The sequence below is a fragment of the Paenibacillus sp. 276b genome, from assembly GCF_900107875.1.
Lineage (GTDB): Bacteria > Bacillota > Bacilli > Paenibacillales > Paenibacillaceae > Paenibacillus > Paenibacillus marchantiae.
In genome coordinates, this window is sequence record NZ_FNRR01000001.1 from 1446204 (window position 1) to 1463458 (window position 17255).

The window sequence follows — 17255 nt, forward strand, 5'->3', positions numbered from 1 at the left end:
GTGAAAAGGTACATCATGAGCAATCGTCAATCCTTTAGAAGCCGGTTCGTGCGGGACTTCATGATGAACAAGTATTTATATATCATGATGATTCCCGTTATTGGATATTATTTAATATTTCATTACGGTCCGATGTACGGTGCAATTATTGCCTTTAAAGATTATTCTCCGATGAAGGGCATTTTGGGGAGTGATTGGGTTGGGCTGAAGCACTTTGAAGAGTTTTTCAACAGTTATTATTTCTTGCGTGTTCTGAAGAACACCCTTCTTATCAGTTTGTACACGCTGGTCTTTGAATTCCCCGCACCGATTATTCTGGCGCTGCTAATTAACGAAGTACGCAAGCGCGCGTTCAAGCGGGTCGTTCAGACGATAACGTATATGCCTTATTTCATCTCTCTCGTCGTCATATGCGGTATTATTACGGACTTCACGAACGCGGATGGTTTAATCAACCGCCTTATCATGATGCTTGGATATGACGGTCAGGCGATGCTGCAAAAGCCGGAGCTGTTCCGTCCGATCTATGTTCTGTCTGAAATATGGCAGCGGATCGGTTGGGAATCCATTATCTATATCGCTGCGTTGATGAGCATCGACCTGGAGCAGTATGAAGCGGCTAAGATAGACGGAGCGAGCCGTCTCAAGCAAATGTTTCACATTACGCTACCCGGATTGCTGCCTATTATTACGATCATGTTCATTCTCCGGATGGGTAATATGCTGAATGTCGGGTTCGAGAAAATCATTCTCCTTTATAATCCGGTGACCTATGAAACAGCAGACGTAATCTCCTCCTTCGTATATCGAAAGGGATTGTTGGAGTTCGGATGGAGTTACAGCTCGGCAGTCGGTCTATTTAACTCGGTGATCAATCTCGTTCTTCTGATTTCGGCGAACTATATCAGCCGCAGAGTGAGTCAAAACAGCTTATGGTGAGGTGGTAACTTTGATTAAGGAAAGCGGTTGGTTTGACCGAATCTTTACGATCTTCAATTATACGTTTCTAATCCTGCTCGTCATCGTCACATTGTATCCGCTGCTCTACGTGTTATTTGCGTCCTTAAGTGATTCGGCGCAGCTGTTAGCAAACAAAGGTCTCTTGTGGAAGCCGGTCGGCTTTAGTCTGGAAGCTTACAAGAGTGTACTTGCCAATCCAGGTATAGCCACAGGTTTCCGTAATACATTGTTTATTCTTGTATTCGGCGTCATCGTCAACCTGTTCATGACTGCGCTTGGTGCATATGTGCTATCCCGTAAAAACGTAATGTGGAACAAGGTGTTCATGTTCTTTATCGTGTTCACGATGTTCTTTGGCGGCGGGTTGATTCCACTGTACCTGGTCGTAAAAGGTGTTGGCCTGTTAGATACATTGTGGTCAACCATTCTGCCTTTTGCCATCAGCACATTTAACCTGATCATCATGCGAACGTCATTTATGGGCATACCGGACAGCCTGGAAGAATCGGCCAAGATTGATGGAGCGAATCACTTCACCATTTTGTTCCGTATCATTATTCCGTTGTCCATGCCAGTCATTGCCGTGATGATTCTGTATTACGCAGTCGATAAGTGGAACGGATGGTTCTATGCGTCTGTATTTATCAAAAGTCGAGAACTGTTCCCATTGCAATTGGTGCTGCGTGAGATTCTGATCGCCAATTCCACGGAGAGTATGTCGGCCGGTGCTTCGGCTGGGGATCGCTTCCAGATCGGGGAAACCATCAAGTATGCGACGATTATGGTAGCGACGATACCCATCCTGTGCATCTATCCGTTTTTGCAGCGCTTTTTCGTGAAAGGTGTCATGGTTGGTTCATTGAAAGGTTAGATTAGAGAATTAAAGAACGGTAAGGAGGTATGAGGGTACATGAGCGTATTAAATGAAGTGAACAAAGACGTGTGGGATCAGATTAAAAGTAAAGCCGATCAGATGCTTGCAGCCATAGGTGAAAAGTCTCCGCATGTCGCAGGAGCAAATGGCATCTATGACGACATGAGAATCGATTGGTGGACCTCGGGATTCTGGCCGGGCATGTTATGGATTGTGTACGATATGACGGGTGATGAGAAATATAAAGAGGCTGCATGGAATTGGGATGAACGGCTATCGGAACAGTTTCTCGAAAATAACTACTTTGATCACGACGTGGGCTTTCATTTCCTGCCTACGGCGGTCATCAAATACAAGCTCACTGGAGATGCCGATGCCGCAAGGCGTGCCTTATTTGCCGCCAATTTCCTGGCTGGCCGCTTCAATACCAAAGGCAGCTTCATCCGGGCTTGGAATGGAGACATGCTGGGCTGGTCGATCATCGACACCATGATGAACCTGTCGTTGCTCTTCTGGGCGTCTGAGGAAAGTGGAGATCCTCGTTTCAGCCATATCGCCAAAGCTCATGCGGATATGGTCATGAAGCAATTTGTGCGGGATGATGGTTCTGTGCATCACATCATTCGATTTGATCCCGAGACAGGTGAACGGGCAGAAGCGATAGGTGGACAGGGAGCGGCGCCGGATTCGGCATGGAGTCGGGGAGCGGCGTGGGCTTTATATGGATTAACGAATACGTATCGTTATACAGAGGACCCGTCATATCTGGATGCTGCACAGCGTGTGGCGAACTTCTTCATTTCCAGCCTGCCCGAGGATAGCGTTCCGCATTGGGATTTCCGTGCTGAGCCCGAAGAAGTGGAGGAGATCCCACGAGACAGCTCCGCTGGTGCCATTGCTGCTTCCGGATTGCTTGAGCTTGCAGATGTTCTTCCTGATCCAGAAGGCAGACTCTATGCCACCGTTGCCAAACGTATCCTGAGTTCCCTGCGGGATCATTATGGAACCTGGGATCTTCCTGAGCACGAAGGTATGCTTCTCGAGGGAACCGGTCATAAACCGGCAGGTCAGAACGTAAACGTCTCGCTCATTTACGGTGACTATTTCTACGTCGAGGCGAGTGCCAAATTAAACGGTTGGAAGCACCGCATTTTCTAAAAAATTTATAAAGAATATTTAAAAAAATTCTCAATTTGATACCGAATTGATATCGAATGCCCGATAGACGAAATTAGTCTATTCGGGCTATTTGTGCTTGATTTGACGGGGAAAATCAGTGGTGGCTACCCTTTTTGTCAATCGAATTGAACTTTTTATCTATATCCCAATTGCGCTCTTACCGTTATAATAAATTCCTGATCCAAACATAGATAATCTACGAAGAGTTGGGTGATGAGTTGTTGCTAAACATTCGATATTTGTGGCAAAAACGAGAAAGCATAATTGTGACCTGGCTTGTCTCTTACAGTGCTGTTTTGATTGTGCCGATTCTGATCAGTTTGGTTATTTACATGCAAGCAAATGAGACATTGAAGAGTGAAATACATCGGGCCAACGATTCTTTATTGAAGCAGATGCGATATACGATCGATACACAAGTTGATCTGATGAAGCGGTTAAACATGGAGATGACGTGGAGCCCGAATCTGCAAACGCTGATGTATTCCAATCAGCCTGCCAAAGAGGCGCCGTACACGGCTTACCAACTGGTAAAGGAACTCCGTCTCTATAAAACATCCTACGCATCCATCGATGAATTCTACGTCGTGTGGAAAAAAGACCAATCCATTCTCCGTTCAGGTAATATTCGGGATATGCGAACGGCATTTCATACCATACATAACACAGGTGCAATGTCTTTCGAAGCGTGGCGGGATCAGATTCTGGGTACAGAGACGAATCAGTTCGTCATACTGCCACATCAGAATGCCGCTCCGGCGGAGTCTTCCATTGCGTACATTACACGTCTGCCTGATGATTTGAATGGTCAGGAGACCGGTACGGTTGTTGTCATGGCGGATACGCGAAGATTCCTGGAAGCAATTGAGAGCATTTCGGGTTTTAGTGATGCCACGCTGCTGATTCTGAACCAGAATAACGAGATTCTGATGAGCAATCATCCCGGGTCAGAGGAATTGAAGCCATTCATGAATGGCAATCAGGTTCAATTGGATAACGCCAAGGTAGGCAAGTCGGAGATGTTCTACATGGACTCTGCGGTATCCGATCTGAAGTACGCATTGATTATTCCCAGTAGCCTGTATTGGGAGAAGGCCGTATACGTCCGCAATTTTACGTATATCAGTATTGTGGTGAGTCTCATTAGTGCGGGTGTACTGACCTGGTTCTTCATGCGCCGGAATTACTCCCCAATCCAACAGCTCGTGGAATCACTAAAAGACAAAAATAGTCAGAACGAACCTGCTGATCGGAACGAACTTCGGTTTATTCAGAAGGTCATCATGAACACACGTTCAGAAAAGAACGAGATTGCCCAGCAGTTGCAGAAACATCAGCAGGTGCTGCGCTCCAATATGATTAATCGGCTTCTCAAAGGCAAACAGGATTCGCTCGTACCTTATGAAGATGCATTCCGTTCCTTTCATATGCCGCTTTATTCAAGTGAATTTGCTGTTATCCTATTTGTAATCGAAAATGAAGAAAATCTCTATGGAAAGCTGCCGGGTATTGATATCAACGAACGAAACAAGTTAATCCATCTCATTATTTCCAATGTGGTTGAAGAACTGGCTTCAGAGTGTCAGCACGTCGGATATGTGGCTGAAGTGGATGATATGATGGTCTGCCTTGTAAATATGAAAGCGGATTCTTCAGATTGGAACCAGGATCTTCATCACATTGCGGCAGAAGCGCAGCGATTCCTGGAACGCTATGATATGGAATTGACGATCTCCATCAGTGGACGCCATACGTCGTGGATTGGTATCGCCGAAGCATACCAGGAAGCAGTAGACGCGATGGAATACAAAATGGTGCTTGGCAAAAAAGGTATCATTACCTATGGCGATGTCCGCAGCGATGCGATGGCGGATGACCCGTTTGGCTACTACTATCCGCTTCAGGTGGAACAGCAGCTTCTTAATTTCATCAAAGCGGGAGATACCGACCAAGCCAGCGCTTATATGAACGAGATTACAGAGCGAAATTTTGATAAACCGATTATGTCGCTCACCCTTGCACGTTGCCTGATTTTTAACCTGGTAGGTACAATGATCAAGGCTATCAATGATCTAGGGGACAGGGATAACCATACGCTAACCCAATACCCGCATCGGATTGAGGACATTATTGCCGGGGATACCATTCAGGAGATGCAGGAGGCATTGCAGAACTTGCTTGAGGAGGTATGTTCATATGCCGCTGACAAACGCGCAACGAATGTATCACAAGAACGTGAGGATTCCCTGCGTCATCTCAGTACCCAAGTCACACAGTATATTGAGAGTAACTATACAGACGCGAATTTGAACGTCAACGCCATTGGTGAGCATTTTGAGCTGAAGGGCAGTTACTTGTCCAAACTCTTCAAGAATCAGACAGGTGAGGGTCTGCTGGACTGCATTCATAAGTGCCGTATCCGACAGGCTAAAGAAATGATTGAGCATAAACAGGAATCCATTACAGAAATATCCCGAATGGTCGGGTATAACGATGCAGCAACTTTCATCCGAGTGTTCAAGAAATACGAGGGTATTACGCCCGGTAAATATAAAGAAATCAGTTGATTGATTTGAAAGGAGACCGGAACATGAACGTAAAGAGAACGTTGGCATTCATAACAAAGTTGACAGGATTCATCCTACTGCTTGGCATGCTGACTGCTTGCGATCAGAACGGGACAGATTCGGATGCCAAGCTGGATGAACGTTCCGGCTCATCAGAGTACCAGACCGTCTCAATTGCTTCACCCAATGACGCTGGAAAATTAACCTACTGGGCAGAATTGAATGGCAATGCAGCGAGCATAAAATCCAGCTTCAATGAAGTTCCTTTTTTTCAGGAGTGGCAGCGGAGAACCGGAGTCAACCTTCAATTCATCCGGCCTCCCGCCAATCAGGCCAAAGAAGCGATTAATGTGCTGCTTACGTCCGGAGAGCTGCCGGATATGATTGAATACGAGTGGAGCAATTATCCCGGTGGGCCGGAGAAAGCGATCAAAGATGGATATATTCTGCGATTAAACGATGTTATTGATCAATACGCACCTCATCTGAAGCAGTACCTGACGGAGCATCCAGACATTGATATGCAGATTCGCACAGCGAACGGAAGTTATTACGCGTTTCCTTTTATTCAGGGAGATGATAAGCTGCGAACCTACCAAGGGCCGATTATCCGGAAGGACTGGCTGGATGAACTTGGACTTGATGTGCCAACAACGATTGACGAATGGCATACGATGCTTCAGGCATTTAAGGACAAAAAGGGAGCTGACGCCCCGCTTACTTTTCTAGGTGTTCCGAATCCGTTGTTTGGTATCGAAGGTGGAGGTTTTATTGGCGCTTTTGGCATTAAAAAGGGGTTCTACGTGGAAGATGGCCAAATTAAGTTTGGGGCACAAGAACCTGAATATAAGGCGTTTCTATCCTTATTTCGTGAATGGTATGCGGAGGGACTCATTGACAAGAATCTAGCTGCCGTCGATTCGGAGACTCAGGATACAAACATGACCACAGGACGCAGCGGCGCGAGTATCTGGAATGCAGGGGCGGGGATTGGTACATGGCTACCCATCTTGCAGGAGACGGATCCCCATGCAAAGCTTGTGCCAGCGCCATATCCTGTCATGAACAAAGGAGATCGCCCGAAATTTGGTCAACTTGCTCCCGCTATCGGTTCCAGTGGGGTCGCCATATCCAGCAACAGTCATCATGTAGAAGAAGCAGCACGGATGCTCGATTACGGGTATGGGCCTGAGGGACATTTACTGTTCAACTTTGGTATTGAAGGTGTTAGTTTTAAGATGAAAGACGGGTACCCGACGTATACGGAAACTATTTTGAAAAACCCTGATAAGTGGTCGCCGGCGCAAGCGCTTGCGATGTACACCAGAGCGAGTTATTTCGGTCCATTTGTGCAGGATACGCGATATATGGAGCAATATTATATTTTGCCGGAACAGAAAGAGGCGGTGCAGTTATGGTCCAGTACGGATGCTGTTCTCCATCAGGTACCAACTCTGCCCAAAACCGAGAAAGAAAGCACGGAGATGTCAGTCATCATGCAGGAAGTGAACAAAGTGGTGGACGAGATGTCGCTTAAAATCATTTTTGGCATTGAGCCGTTGGATGCATTCGATACGTATGTCGAGCAAATCAAGTCATTACAGATTGATCGTGCGATTGAGATTCAACAACAGGCATTAGAGCGATATAATCGCGCTGTATCCTCTAAATAAACCCTTATATTGTATAAAATGGGCATTGAAGTGTCGTTTTTGTTGATGTAATTTCGTTCACTCGTGCTCTACAATCGGTTATGACATGCTGAGTTGGCATGCACATGACTCTTGCTTGAGCAGGATCGGAGGTGACTATAGGGTTTCTTGAAACCGCTCACATACTCTGAAATCCAAAAGGAGGAGAACGAAAGCATGCGTAGAAAGTGGCCTTTTTTATTGTTGGCATTTACGTTGACCGTTGGATTGTCTGTACCTGGAACCCAGGAGGTTCGAGCGTCAGAGGGTGACTCACAGCCATCTATTGATCGTGTCGGTGAGAATCTGTCTCTGGGTACGGATGGCAGAAGCAGACTCTATCCAAACGATTGGTATCCTGGATTTAAAGATGAACAGGGAAGGTTTCTGCATGACTTTTCGTATGCCGGTTATCGGCGTGGGGAAACAGAACTACCTAAAACGGCTAAAAACAAACGTATCGACGTTACCAAATCACCTTATTTTGCCGATCCTTCAGGGAATCGAGATGCAACACAGGCTATTCAAAAGGCAATTGATGCTGCTGTTGCGTTAGGTGGGGGTGTCGTGTATCTTCCCAAGGGTACATATCAGGTTAACCCTCAGGACGGCAAGGATTATTCACTAAACATTCCTGCAAGTCGTGTGGTCCTGAAAGGTGACGGGATGAACAAGACTCATATCTATAATGCACAGCAAAATATGAAAAACAAGGACATTATCCGGATCGGTAACGGAGATTGGAAGAAAACCGGAATTTCTGCGAAACTTCGCAAGTCGGTTACTGATCCAACCGTCCTGCTACCCGTTGAGGACACAAGCGGGTTTGCGGTGAATGATTACGTGGTCATTTCATTCGAAACGACGCCGGGTTTCTTACGGGAACTTGGCATGCAAAACAAGTGGTCGTCACGTCTTGGTAAAGTAGAACCGTTATTCTATCGCCAAATCGTGGGCGTAGATCCGGAGAATAAAACGATCACGTTAGACATTCCGACACGTTATCCTATGAAGCTGCGCGATGATATCACAATTAGTCAGACCGCAGATCCGATTGTCGAAGTAGGTTTGGAGGATTTCTCAATTGCAAACATTCAAAATGCGAAGTCGGGGCTTGGTGAAGATGACTTCAAAGTCGTTGGGACTGCTGGTTATGAGGCCGATAATGCTAAAGCTGTCAATGTGATTGCAGTGGCCAACAGAGGATTCGAAATATTAACACCTATAAACCAGCTGGCAATACAGATTACCACCTGTTATCCAAGGGTATTATTCTGGATCGTACGAAGAACGTCACTGTGGATCATGTAACCATGCAGTACCCGCAGTATCGTGGAGCGAATGGGAATGGTTATTTATATCAATTTATTGGCAATGATAACCTTATCAAGAACAGCAAAGCGATAGGAGCTAGGCATAGCTTCACATATGCCAACTTCTCTGCGAACGGGAATGTGCTGCAAGGTTCGTATTCTGAGAAACCTTCATTATTAACTGATTTTCATATGTATTTAAGCATGGCAAACCTGATCGACAACCTGGTAGTTAACGGGGACGGGATCTCTGCCATTACACGGGATTATGGATCATCCGAAACGAATCGTCATGGAGTGGTAACTACGGAAAGTGTGTTCTGGAATACGACCGGTCAGGCGGCACACCCTAGTAAATCCGGCGTTATTGTAGAATCAGAACAATTCGGGAATGGATATGTCATTGGAACCAAAGGAAAGGACACCGGCGTGAACGTCAACATTGACGGTTCCATTCCGGATGCGAATACGCAGCCATTTGATATGGCGGAAGGCATTGGGGAGGGCGATCGTTTATCCCCGCAAAGTTTATATCAGGATCAGAGCAAGAAACGAATCAAAGATATTCATCTGGGGCTTCAATCCCTGTTGGTGAATGGCGAAGCTATAGGGGGTATGCAGTTCTTAAGAACGGATTACGTTCATACTTTGCCTTATGGCACAACCGAAACGCCGATTATTTCGGCAAAAGCTTTTGCGAAGGAGGCAAAGGTTAAAATTAAGCAACCGCAAGGGACTAATGGAACTGGAGAGATCACTGTATCCTATCGGGGTCACATCCAGAACGTGCGAGTGAAGTTTAAGGTAGCTGATACACCTGTACTTCCAGAGAATATCTCCATAAGTCCTAATAAAACAGTACCCGGCTGGAGAGTCGCAGGGAATGCGATCAGCGCAGGCGGAAGCGGAGAATTATCCTCGTTTCTAACATTAGATAATGGTGAGATCGTAAACATTGCAGAATTGGATGTTCCTGTAACGTACACATCAAGTGATGATACGATTGGATATACGGAAGGAACTACATTCCATGCGTTAAAAGCGGGAAAGGTCGACATCGTCGTGAGCTGCGTCTTTAATGGCGTAACGGTCGAGGCACGGGAGAAATTTGAAGTCAAAGAGCCTATGGCCGAACCGGAAGGGCCGTTCGCTGTCGTAACCAAGGTGACGGCAAGTGCAGATGATGGAAATCTGCCGATTCATACGATCGATCGTGATCCAGACTCCAGATGGTCTGCAGATGGAAAGGGACACTACCTGCAGTTGGAGCTTGAGCAACAGACTCAAGTAGGGCAGGTAAGCATTCAATTCTATAATGGACATACGCGATCCAATTATTTCGATTTGGAGATATCAACTGATGGTATTAATTACCAAAAAGTATTGAGTAATGTGGCCAGTCAAAAACAGGCGGCTTATGAAACATTTGAATTTGAACCGGTTCAGGCCAAATTCATTCGATTTGTCGGGCAAGGAAATGAATCTAATACCTGGAACAGCATAATTGAACTTTGGGTACACGAGAATTAAAAATGACGTAGGATAAGGGTTATAAAAAGAAAAATCCACATTTATCCATGGGATGTAGCGAGAGTTTGATTATGGGATGCAATGCAATGATGATCAATTCTTTCCGCCGCAATAACAACTGTTTCACAAAACTCGTATTTTGTACATATGTATAGACGTCAGTTCGTTGCGATCAATCCTATCCGTAGTAGTTTAATGTTGTCCTTCGACAGTTGTGTTGTGTTTTGGTGTCAGTATACCGTTATCCCATACTTAATTGAAGAGAAAGATGTTGAACAAGAATTGAGCTGCTTTTAGCCTAGCAGCCCCGATCTCAATCATAGAATGTGTTGAAGTTACATACCTAATCGGCATTGAAACAAAGTTGTTTCAATACCTTGCATACTTCGTGACCTTTAAATTTTGCGGTTTTTGACGTCGATTCACAGAATACGCATTGCCCTTTGTCTTTAATTAACGGAGCAAATTTGGATATTGGTAGGTAACTTTATGATGTCATTCGTACTCATTCAGTTTCTTTCATTGTTTCAATACTTTATGCCAATTTATTTTTTGCAATTATATTTTCAGGGTCAATTTTTAAGATGCGGATGTAACAAGCTCTTTCTTTTTCTATTAAATGGATCAAACTATAAATTTGAGCTAATAGTAACAAAATATCTATATCAATCGGGTCTAATGATGAGGCATGTTCTAATAGTTTAATTGAGGTCTCATAATTGCCTTGCCTCTCAAGCAACTTACCTTTGAAATAAAGCGCAACAGTATTATTTGGATCAAAACTTAATATTGAATCTAAATAATATGCTGTTAATTCAAATTGATTTTCTTCAAGATAAATTTTTGCGATTTGTAACCTTACATCGTAATCTTCAGGTTCTGATATTAGGATCTTTTTAAAATAGATAATAGCTTCCTCTTTTTTTCCCATATGCTTTAACACTAATGCTTTGTTATACATTGCATTAGTTGATGATGGATCTATCTGTAAAGCCCAATGAAATTCTTCGAGCGCTTCTTGATTATTGCCCAATTCATGAAAAATTAATCCTAGGTTAATATGGGCCTCTTCTTGATTAGTATTAAGTGCTAATGATTTTTGATAGTATTCTATTGCTTTCTTAAATTCCTCCTTTTTTTGATAACAAAGGGCAAGATAATACAGAGCATCTTCAGAATTTGAGTTTATCATTACTGCACGTTTACAAAAAATTAATGCATCTTCAATATTGCCTAATTGTAAATAGACATAACCTTTATTAAAGTATAATCTTTCCCATGTAGGGAATAGTCTAATTGCCCTGTCGTAAACTTCAATTGCGGCATTATATTCTTTTAACTCTGTAAGACATCTTCCCATGTAATTCAGTGTATCTTGGGTATCTATATTATCATTGAGAGCTTTTTTAAAGTAAACTAATGCTGCATCATAATTACCTTCTGCATAGTACTCTTCCCCTTGTTCAAAAAAAGTCATTTTTTTGCATCTCCTTTTTATAGTATTGACCCCAACAAATAAGTTGTTGAGGTCAAAAATACTAAGATCAATTGATAATTAATTATCTATACATGTCCAAATCATTCCAACTTCTATTGTTATCATTTCTTTGATCTCTTTTATCTCGGTGTAATTCTTTTGTACTTTTTTCCCTTTGAGACCTTGAACCAAATTTATCATTTATTTGTTTCTTTTCTCTTTTTTTCGCCTCGCTCCCTCTCATTCTATCGTTCTTAGCCATTTTGTCTCTATTTGCGAAATACTGATATCCTTTTTTAATTCCATATCCTGCCGCTATACCAAGTCCTACTGCTGCAGTTACGCCCAAAGCGACTTCACCCACACCTGGTATCGCATACACACCAAGTGCCCATGCAAAATCTCCATTAGGATCAACACTGTTAATTGGATCATTGGCAGCATAAATGTACAAATTTGAATCGATTGGCTCAACATTATCTTGGCTAATAAAACGACCATCTTGTGGGTCGTAATATCGGTTGAATAGGTAAAACATATCCGTTTCTTCATCGAAGTAATAACCACTATAAGTGAATGGATTATATAAAGTTCCTGTCTTACTAGTTAAATTACCCCAAGGGTCATATGAATAGCTGGAAACGATATTACCATTAATATCGGTTAATCCTACTACATTTCCGTGTCCATCATAATTATAATAATACGTTTTTCCATTCTGTGTTTGACTTACCCGCTTACCCAAAACATCATACGAATATGATACATTTAATCCTGTTGTAATATTGTTTTCTACAATAAGATTTCCTGTACTATCTTCATACTGGTATTTGTAGTCATTAAGGATAGAACCAGTACTGCTTTTTACTATTTTCTCAGTCCGTTGCCCCTTAGCATTATAGCGGAACTCAACGGAGCTACCGTCTGGTTGTGTTTCTTTGGACAGCTTGTCATCCGTATTCCATTCAATATGAATACTACCTTGTTCAGTGAGTTGGCCTTTTTCGTTATACGAGTAGTTCAGAGTACCATTGGGTCCATTTACATTCGTTAATTGGTTCAAATTATTATACGTGTATTTGGTAACTCCAGTAGCATTTGTCATCGTTAAACGATTACTGGTGTTGTCATAAGAATAACTCGTTGTCCCTGTATTATCCGTATAATTTTTCAAACGACCAGTCTCATCAAATTCGTAACTAGATGAGGATGATAGGTTATTTGTTACGGTTTTGATTCGTCCATTCGAATCAAGATCATAAGAGTATCCCCATAATAATGTTGTCCCTTTTTTGTAATCAACATTCTTGAGTCTATTCGTATTATCATACGTTAGAGATTGGACTACACCATCGGCATCTGTCCGTTGGACTGAAGTGACATTGCCATTCGGATCATAACTAAGATCTTCTATAGTTTTTTGGTTAGAATCCTTGACTTGTTTAAGTTGATTTGCTTTATCATAAGAGAAAGACATTCCTTGCCCCCATCCATTCTGTGGGTTCCAGGCAATCAAATTTTGATTGTTGTCATATTGATAAGCAACTTGAGGTGAACTTTGTACTACCTGACTTTTAACATCATTTGTCGCTGTATGATCGTAGTTGGTTGTTTGGCTAGCACCTAGTACAGTGTCTTTTATCGATATAATATTTCCATTCGAATCATACGTAGGATCATAAACCATTTCGGGCGTGGAAGCACTGGCTGAAATTCTTTCATCTAGATTCTCGAGTTCATCAAGCCAATTATACTGATAATTTGAGACATGTCCATTTGGCTCCGTTACTTTTACCAATTGGTCTGCACCGTTATATTCCATCGTGGTGAATTGATTCGCTGCATCTTCACTAATAACTTGATTGATCCCTTGTGAATCATATTTGTAGACTGTTTTATTATCATCAGCATCCGTTGAAGACGTTCTATTTCCATACGAGTCATAGGTATAACTCGTGCTTTGCAATAATGGATTTGTAACTTTAAGAAAATCACCAAATATATTGAATTCATAGGTCGTCTTTTGATTTATGGCATCCGTATAACTCGTGCGGTTACTATAACTATCATATGTCGAGATTTCCTTATGTTGTTCTGGATCCATTGTACTTGTAATGTTACCATTGAGGTCATACGTGTTAATGGTATCATTACCTTTCGGATCAGTAATTACCAGCTTGTTATAATTATCATCCAAAGCAAAGCGGGTGACCCTTGATAACGAGTCGGTTATTTGGGTTACCACATAATTCGAATTCGAATTATATGTCGTTGTATTTCCATTCCGATCCGTAGCTGTTGACACAAAATTCGGTAAATCATATGAATATGTGGTTCCAGGTCGACTTGCTAAATCAGCATTTGCTCCCTCACCAAAAGGTTCTTGTACCTTCTGCAATAATTCATTATTGTACGTAAATGACGTTTTCCGTCCACTTGGATCTGTGACTGTCGTTAAGTGATGGCTCGAATCGTAGGAAAACTTGGTTATTCGATAATTGGTTGCATCTAAATAAGCATCAACATTTGCCAGATTGCCAGCGGTATCATACCCGTAGTTAATTTTACGACCAACGAAATCTGTGATATTAGAAATTTTCCCTGATACATTGTAATTCATCGTAGTGACCCGATTGCTAGGATCTGTTATAGAAGTAAGTTGGTTTGAGCTGTTATATCCATATGATATTTTATTTCCATGGAGATCTTGTTCATACAACAACTTTCCGGTATACACTTCTGTATAACTATCACCATTTGCATCAAAATGCAATTTTGTACCATCTTTATAAGTTAAGTCATAACCATTAACGGCTCCGTATGATTCGGTGGTTCGTGTGATTTTTAAATAAGTTCCCGGCGGAGATTGGTAACTATCGGAAGTTGAATTATAGGTGAATTCATGATAGGTACCGTCAGAATCTTTATAGACCAATTTACTCCGGTCATAACGCTCCATAATAGCTTCGCTGCCCGAATAAGACCAACCATATCCGAGTGGGGAATCTTCTAATGCTTTCGAATTATAGGTTCTTGTAAAGTCAACTCCCATACCACCACGGCCTTTTAGGCTTAGGTCATTATATTGGATAACATTGTTACCTGTAGTCATATTCGTATAGCTTCGACCACCGACCAAGTCATGGCTATCGTATGTCCAATACTTTTCAAGCCCAAGACGACTCCCGTTAAAATACGTAACAGACAGCATTGGGCGATTTGTTGCATTCAATGTAGAATCGCTCGAAATAAACTTTTTATACGAGTTTGTAGATTCAGATAAACTTTTCAACAAAATTCCGTAGTTTGCACTTCTCCATTTATCAATTTGATTTGTGACATCCCATTTATAATTAACCCCAAGATCAGTTAGATAACTAACTTGATTTGAATCTAATAAAGTGCTTTTGTAGTCGCCCCCCTTATTAGTCCAAGCTGTTGTTCCATTTGTGGTGTTCCAATTTGTGCTTTCCTCTAACCAGGACTTGCTTAGTTCGTATGCACCAATTTCAACATTAGTGTCATTAGCCACGCTGGAAAGCCATAAATTCACATCGGCGCTTAAGATATTTGCACCCACTGGAATCGATGAAACATTAAACTTTAATAAAGATCGAATGACATTGTTTTGCGTGGAGTCTTTGTATAATCCAACGCCTAATGAGGTTTCGGTTCCACCGGTTTGTGTTGGGAAATAACTGCGGATGTTGGTGTCATTCCCGTCGGCTGCATTTGGCTGAAACCGGATAATTGTAGGATCAATCGTTACGGGATAGACCCTCTTAGGATTTTCAAGCCAGGCTCGGTCAGGAATGATGTCAACAAAATATGTAGAGCCTCGTTTAACCAATTTCATATTCACGTCATAGGAACGTGCTTCCTCAGGAATATCATCAGATTGTTCTATCTTCTTGTACCCTTCTGGAATATAGGAATCATACATAAACGGTTGTTCAATATAAAAGACTTTTAAGTGGCTTTTCTTATCAACAAAATAGATTTTCCCAGTACTATCTTGTTCCATACCCAAACCTTTTATTTTGAATTTATATGTGAACTTTACTGGCGAGGAAGCGGAAGGTGCCTTATCCAGAACAATATCTTCCTTTAATTTGCGGTCCTCAACTGTGTAATTTATATTGGTGTTGTCATACAAGTTATTGAAACTTAACTTATTATTCTTGTAAGAAGCAGCACCTTCATGGGAATTTTTAACAAATCCAGAGTCTAGATTGTCAGATTGTGATGCGGGGTCCATCACAATGGATAAACCATCCATACCAATGGTAACTAGATTTTTGTCTAAATTGCGCTTTTGAAACTTTACTTCAAAATCGTTTGATTTATTTTTTATGACGTTATTGTTAGTATCCACAATCAAATTATTATCAAATCTACTCCATTTATTGTTGTTACTTTTATAATGAATGGGCTCTTGATATATTTGTGTTGTCAATGTTCCGTTTGAATTCAGAAATGTCTCCGAATCCTGGGTCCGACGATCCTCCAGTTCAACTCTAGATGTGGTGATTTTTTTTGATAGAGTAGCTGGAACAGAACTTGCTGCATTTGCCTTTAGCGCTTCCGTTGGAATTGTTTGAACGGCAATTGTGATTGCCAGAAAAAGCGATAATCCTCGGTAATACTTTTTTTTCTTTCCTTCAAATAAACTCATGTGATATTCCCCTCGCGTTTTTTCTAAGATGCATGACTAAATTTATTCTCTAATTTTTCCTCCTTAACACAAAAATACACAGCTAAATAAATATATACTAATTTACGTAAAAAACTAGTTGTAAATTATTACTGGGTTCCCAGTAATATGAGGGATCAATTAGAAGAAAAATTGAGCACTATGAATAAGAATCGAGGACTAAAAATTCAATAGAGATGGACTTATCAAAAAAAATGATCCTCAAGAGTAAAGCAACAAGGGGGATTTAGGGGAGTAAACTAATAACACAAAAAAAGGATCTAGTTGGCTCCTTTATTGTGACTTAGATATTTCAAGTTGATATTTTGTGAAGAATTGCGACGTTGTCTGATGGATACGCCATCTAGAAAACACTAACATTTCTTTTGCGTAATTTCTTAAATACGAGTACTCCTTATTGGACTTAATAAAACTTAATATCTTTTCGGCAAATACTGTTGGATTCATCTCTTTTGTATTTATTTCGAGGTCATATTCATCAAAATTTCTTCTTGTGTGAATGGCCCGCTCCAGATCCGTGAGTGATATCGTTCAACAATTGACCGGGGTCGTCCAAAAGTCAGAATAATTTCATTAGAACTCACATAACCTATACCTTTATGATAGCAGTCGCATCTCCAGAGACGCTTTTAACAGAATCTGACCTGATACTAATGGAAGAGGGTAGCCCTGTTCATGACTTCACACTGAGCCTATGTGATGCTCTTCTTCAGTGGTCCGGTCACCATTAAGCTACGTATATCCATGAAGCAAAACTCCACCCATATAGGGCGGTGGTTACAAGGTGGATAACTATTTTAAGTCATTAAGGAGGATGCTTCATACATCAAAATTTGAATATAATCCATTTTAGTCCCGAGCATTTCAATATATTCAGCAACTTATATCTTGCTTTACAAACTTGAGTTCCCTTTCCTCTTCAACAAGCGATGCTTTCGAGCCATTGCGGA

General features: G+C 41.8%; 9 protein-coding genes. 7 read left to right on the forward strand and 2 right to left on the reverse strand.

The window, feature by feature from the left end; genetic code table 11:
* The first annotated feature begins 15 nt into the window (after positions 1–15).
* From BLV50_RS06210 to BLV50_RS33325, 7 genes are all read left to right on the forward strand, one after another.
* Positions 16–939: an ABC transporter permease gene (locus BLV50_RS06210; protein ID WP_063563856.1), complete on the forward strand. Its 924-nt coding sequence runs from the start codon at positions 16–18 to the stop codon at positions 937–939.
* A gap of 10 nt (positions 940–949) precedes the next feature.
* Positions 950–1831: a carbohydrate ABC transporter permease gene (locus tag BLV50_RS06215; RefSeq protein ID WP_063563855.1), complete on the forward strand. Its 882-nt coding sequence runs from the start codon at positions 950–952 to the stop codon at positions 1829–1831.
* Positions 1832–1933: 102 nt separating this feature from the next.
* Positions 1934–2992, forward strand: coding sequence for a glycoside hydrolase family 88 protein (locus BLV50_RS06220; protein ID WP_371129232.1), 1059 nt, complete (start codon positions 1934–1936; stop codon positions 2990–2992).
* Positions 2993–3279: 287 nt separating this feature from the next.
* Complete coding sequence (locus BLV50_RS06225) at positions 3280–5580, forward strand: helix-turn-helix domain-containing protein (RefSeq protein ID WP_256337868.1); 2301 nt, start codon at positions 3280–3282, stop codon at positions 5578–5580.
* Between the two features lie 23 nt (positions 5581–5603).
* A complete protein-coding gene (locus BLV50_RS06230) occupies positions 5604–7253 on the forward strand; it encodes an extracellular solute-binding protein (RefSeq protein WP_090806501.1) in 1650 nt (549 codons plus the stop codon).
* Positions 7254–7448: 195 nt separating this feature from the next.
* The gene (locus BLV50_RS33320) at positions 7449–8582 is read left to right on the forward strand and encodes a glycoside hydrolase family 55 protein (RefSeq protein ID WP_256337869.1); all 1134 of its coding nucleotides are present in this window, start codon (positions 7449–7451) and stop codon (positions 8580–8582) included.
* Between the two features lie 2 nt (positions 8583–8584).
* Positions 8585–10114: a discoidin domain-containing protein gene (locus tag BLV50_RS33325; protein ID WP_256337870.1), complete on the forward strand. Its 1530-nt coding sequence runs from the start codon at positions 8585–8587 to the stop codon at positions 10112–10114.
* Between the two features lie 535 nt (positions 10115–10649).
* Here the strand turns inward: BLV50_RS33325 and BLV50_RS06240 are convergent.
* A complete protein-coding gene (locus tag BLV50_RS06240; RefSeq protein ID WP_063563818.1) occupies positions 10650–11591 on the reverse strand; it encodes a tetratricopeptide repeat protein in 942 nt (313 codons plus the stop codon).
* Positions 11592–11673: 82 nt separating this feature from the next.
* Complete coding sequence (locus BLV50_RS06245; RefSeq protein ID WP_063563817.1) at positions 11674–16266, reverse strand: DNRLRE domain-containing protein; 4593 nt, start codon at positions 16264–16266, stop codon at positions 11674–11676.
* Positions 16267–17255 lie beyond the last annotated feature (989 nt).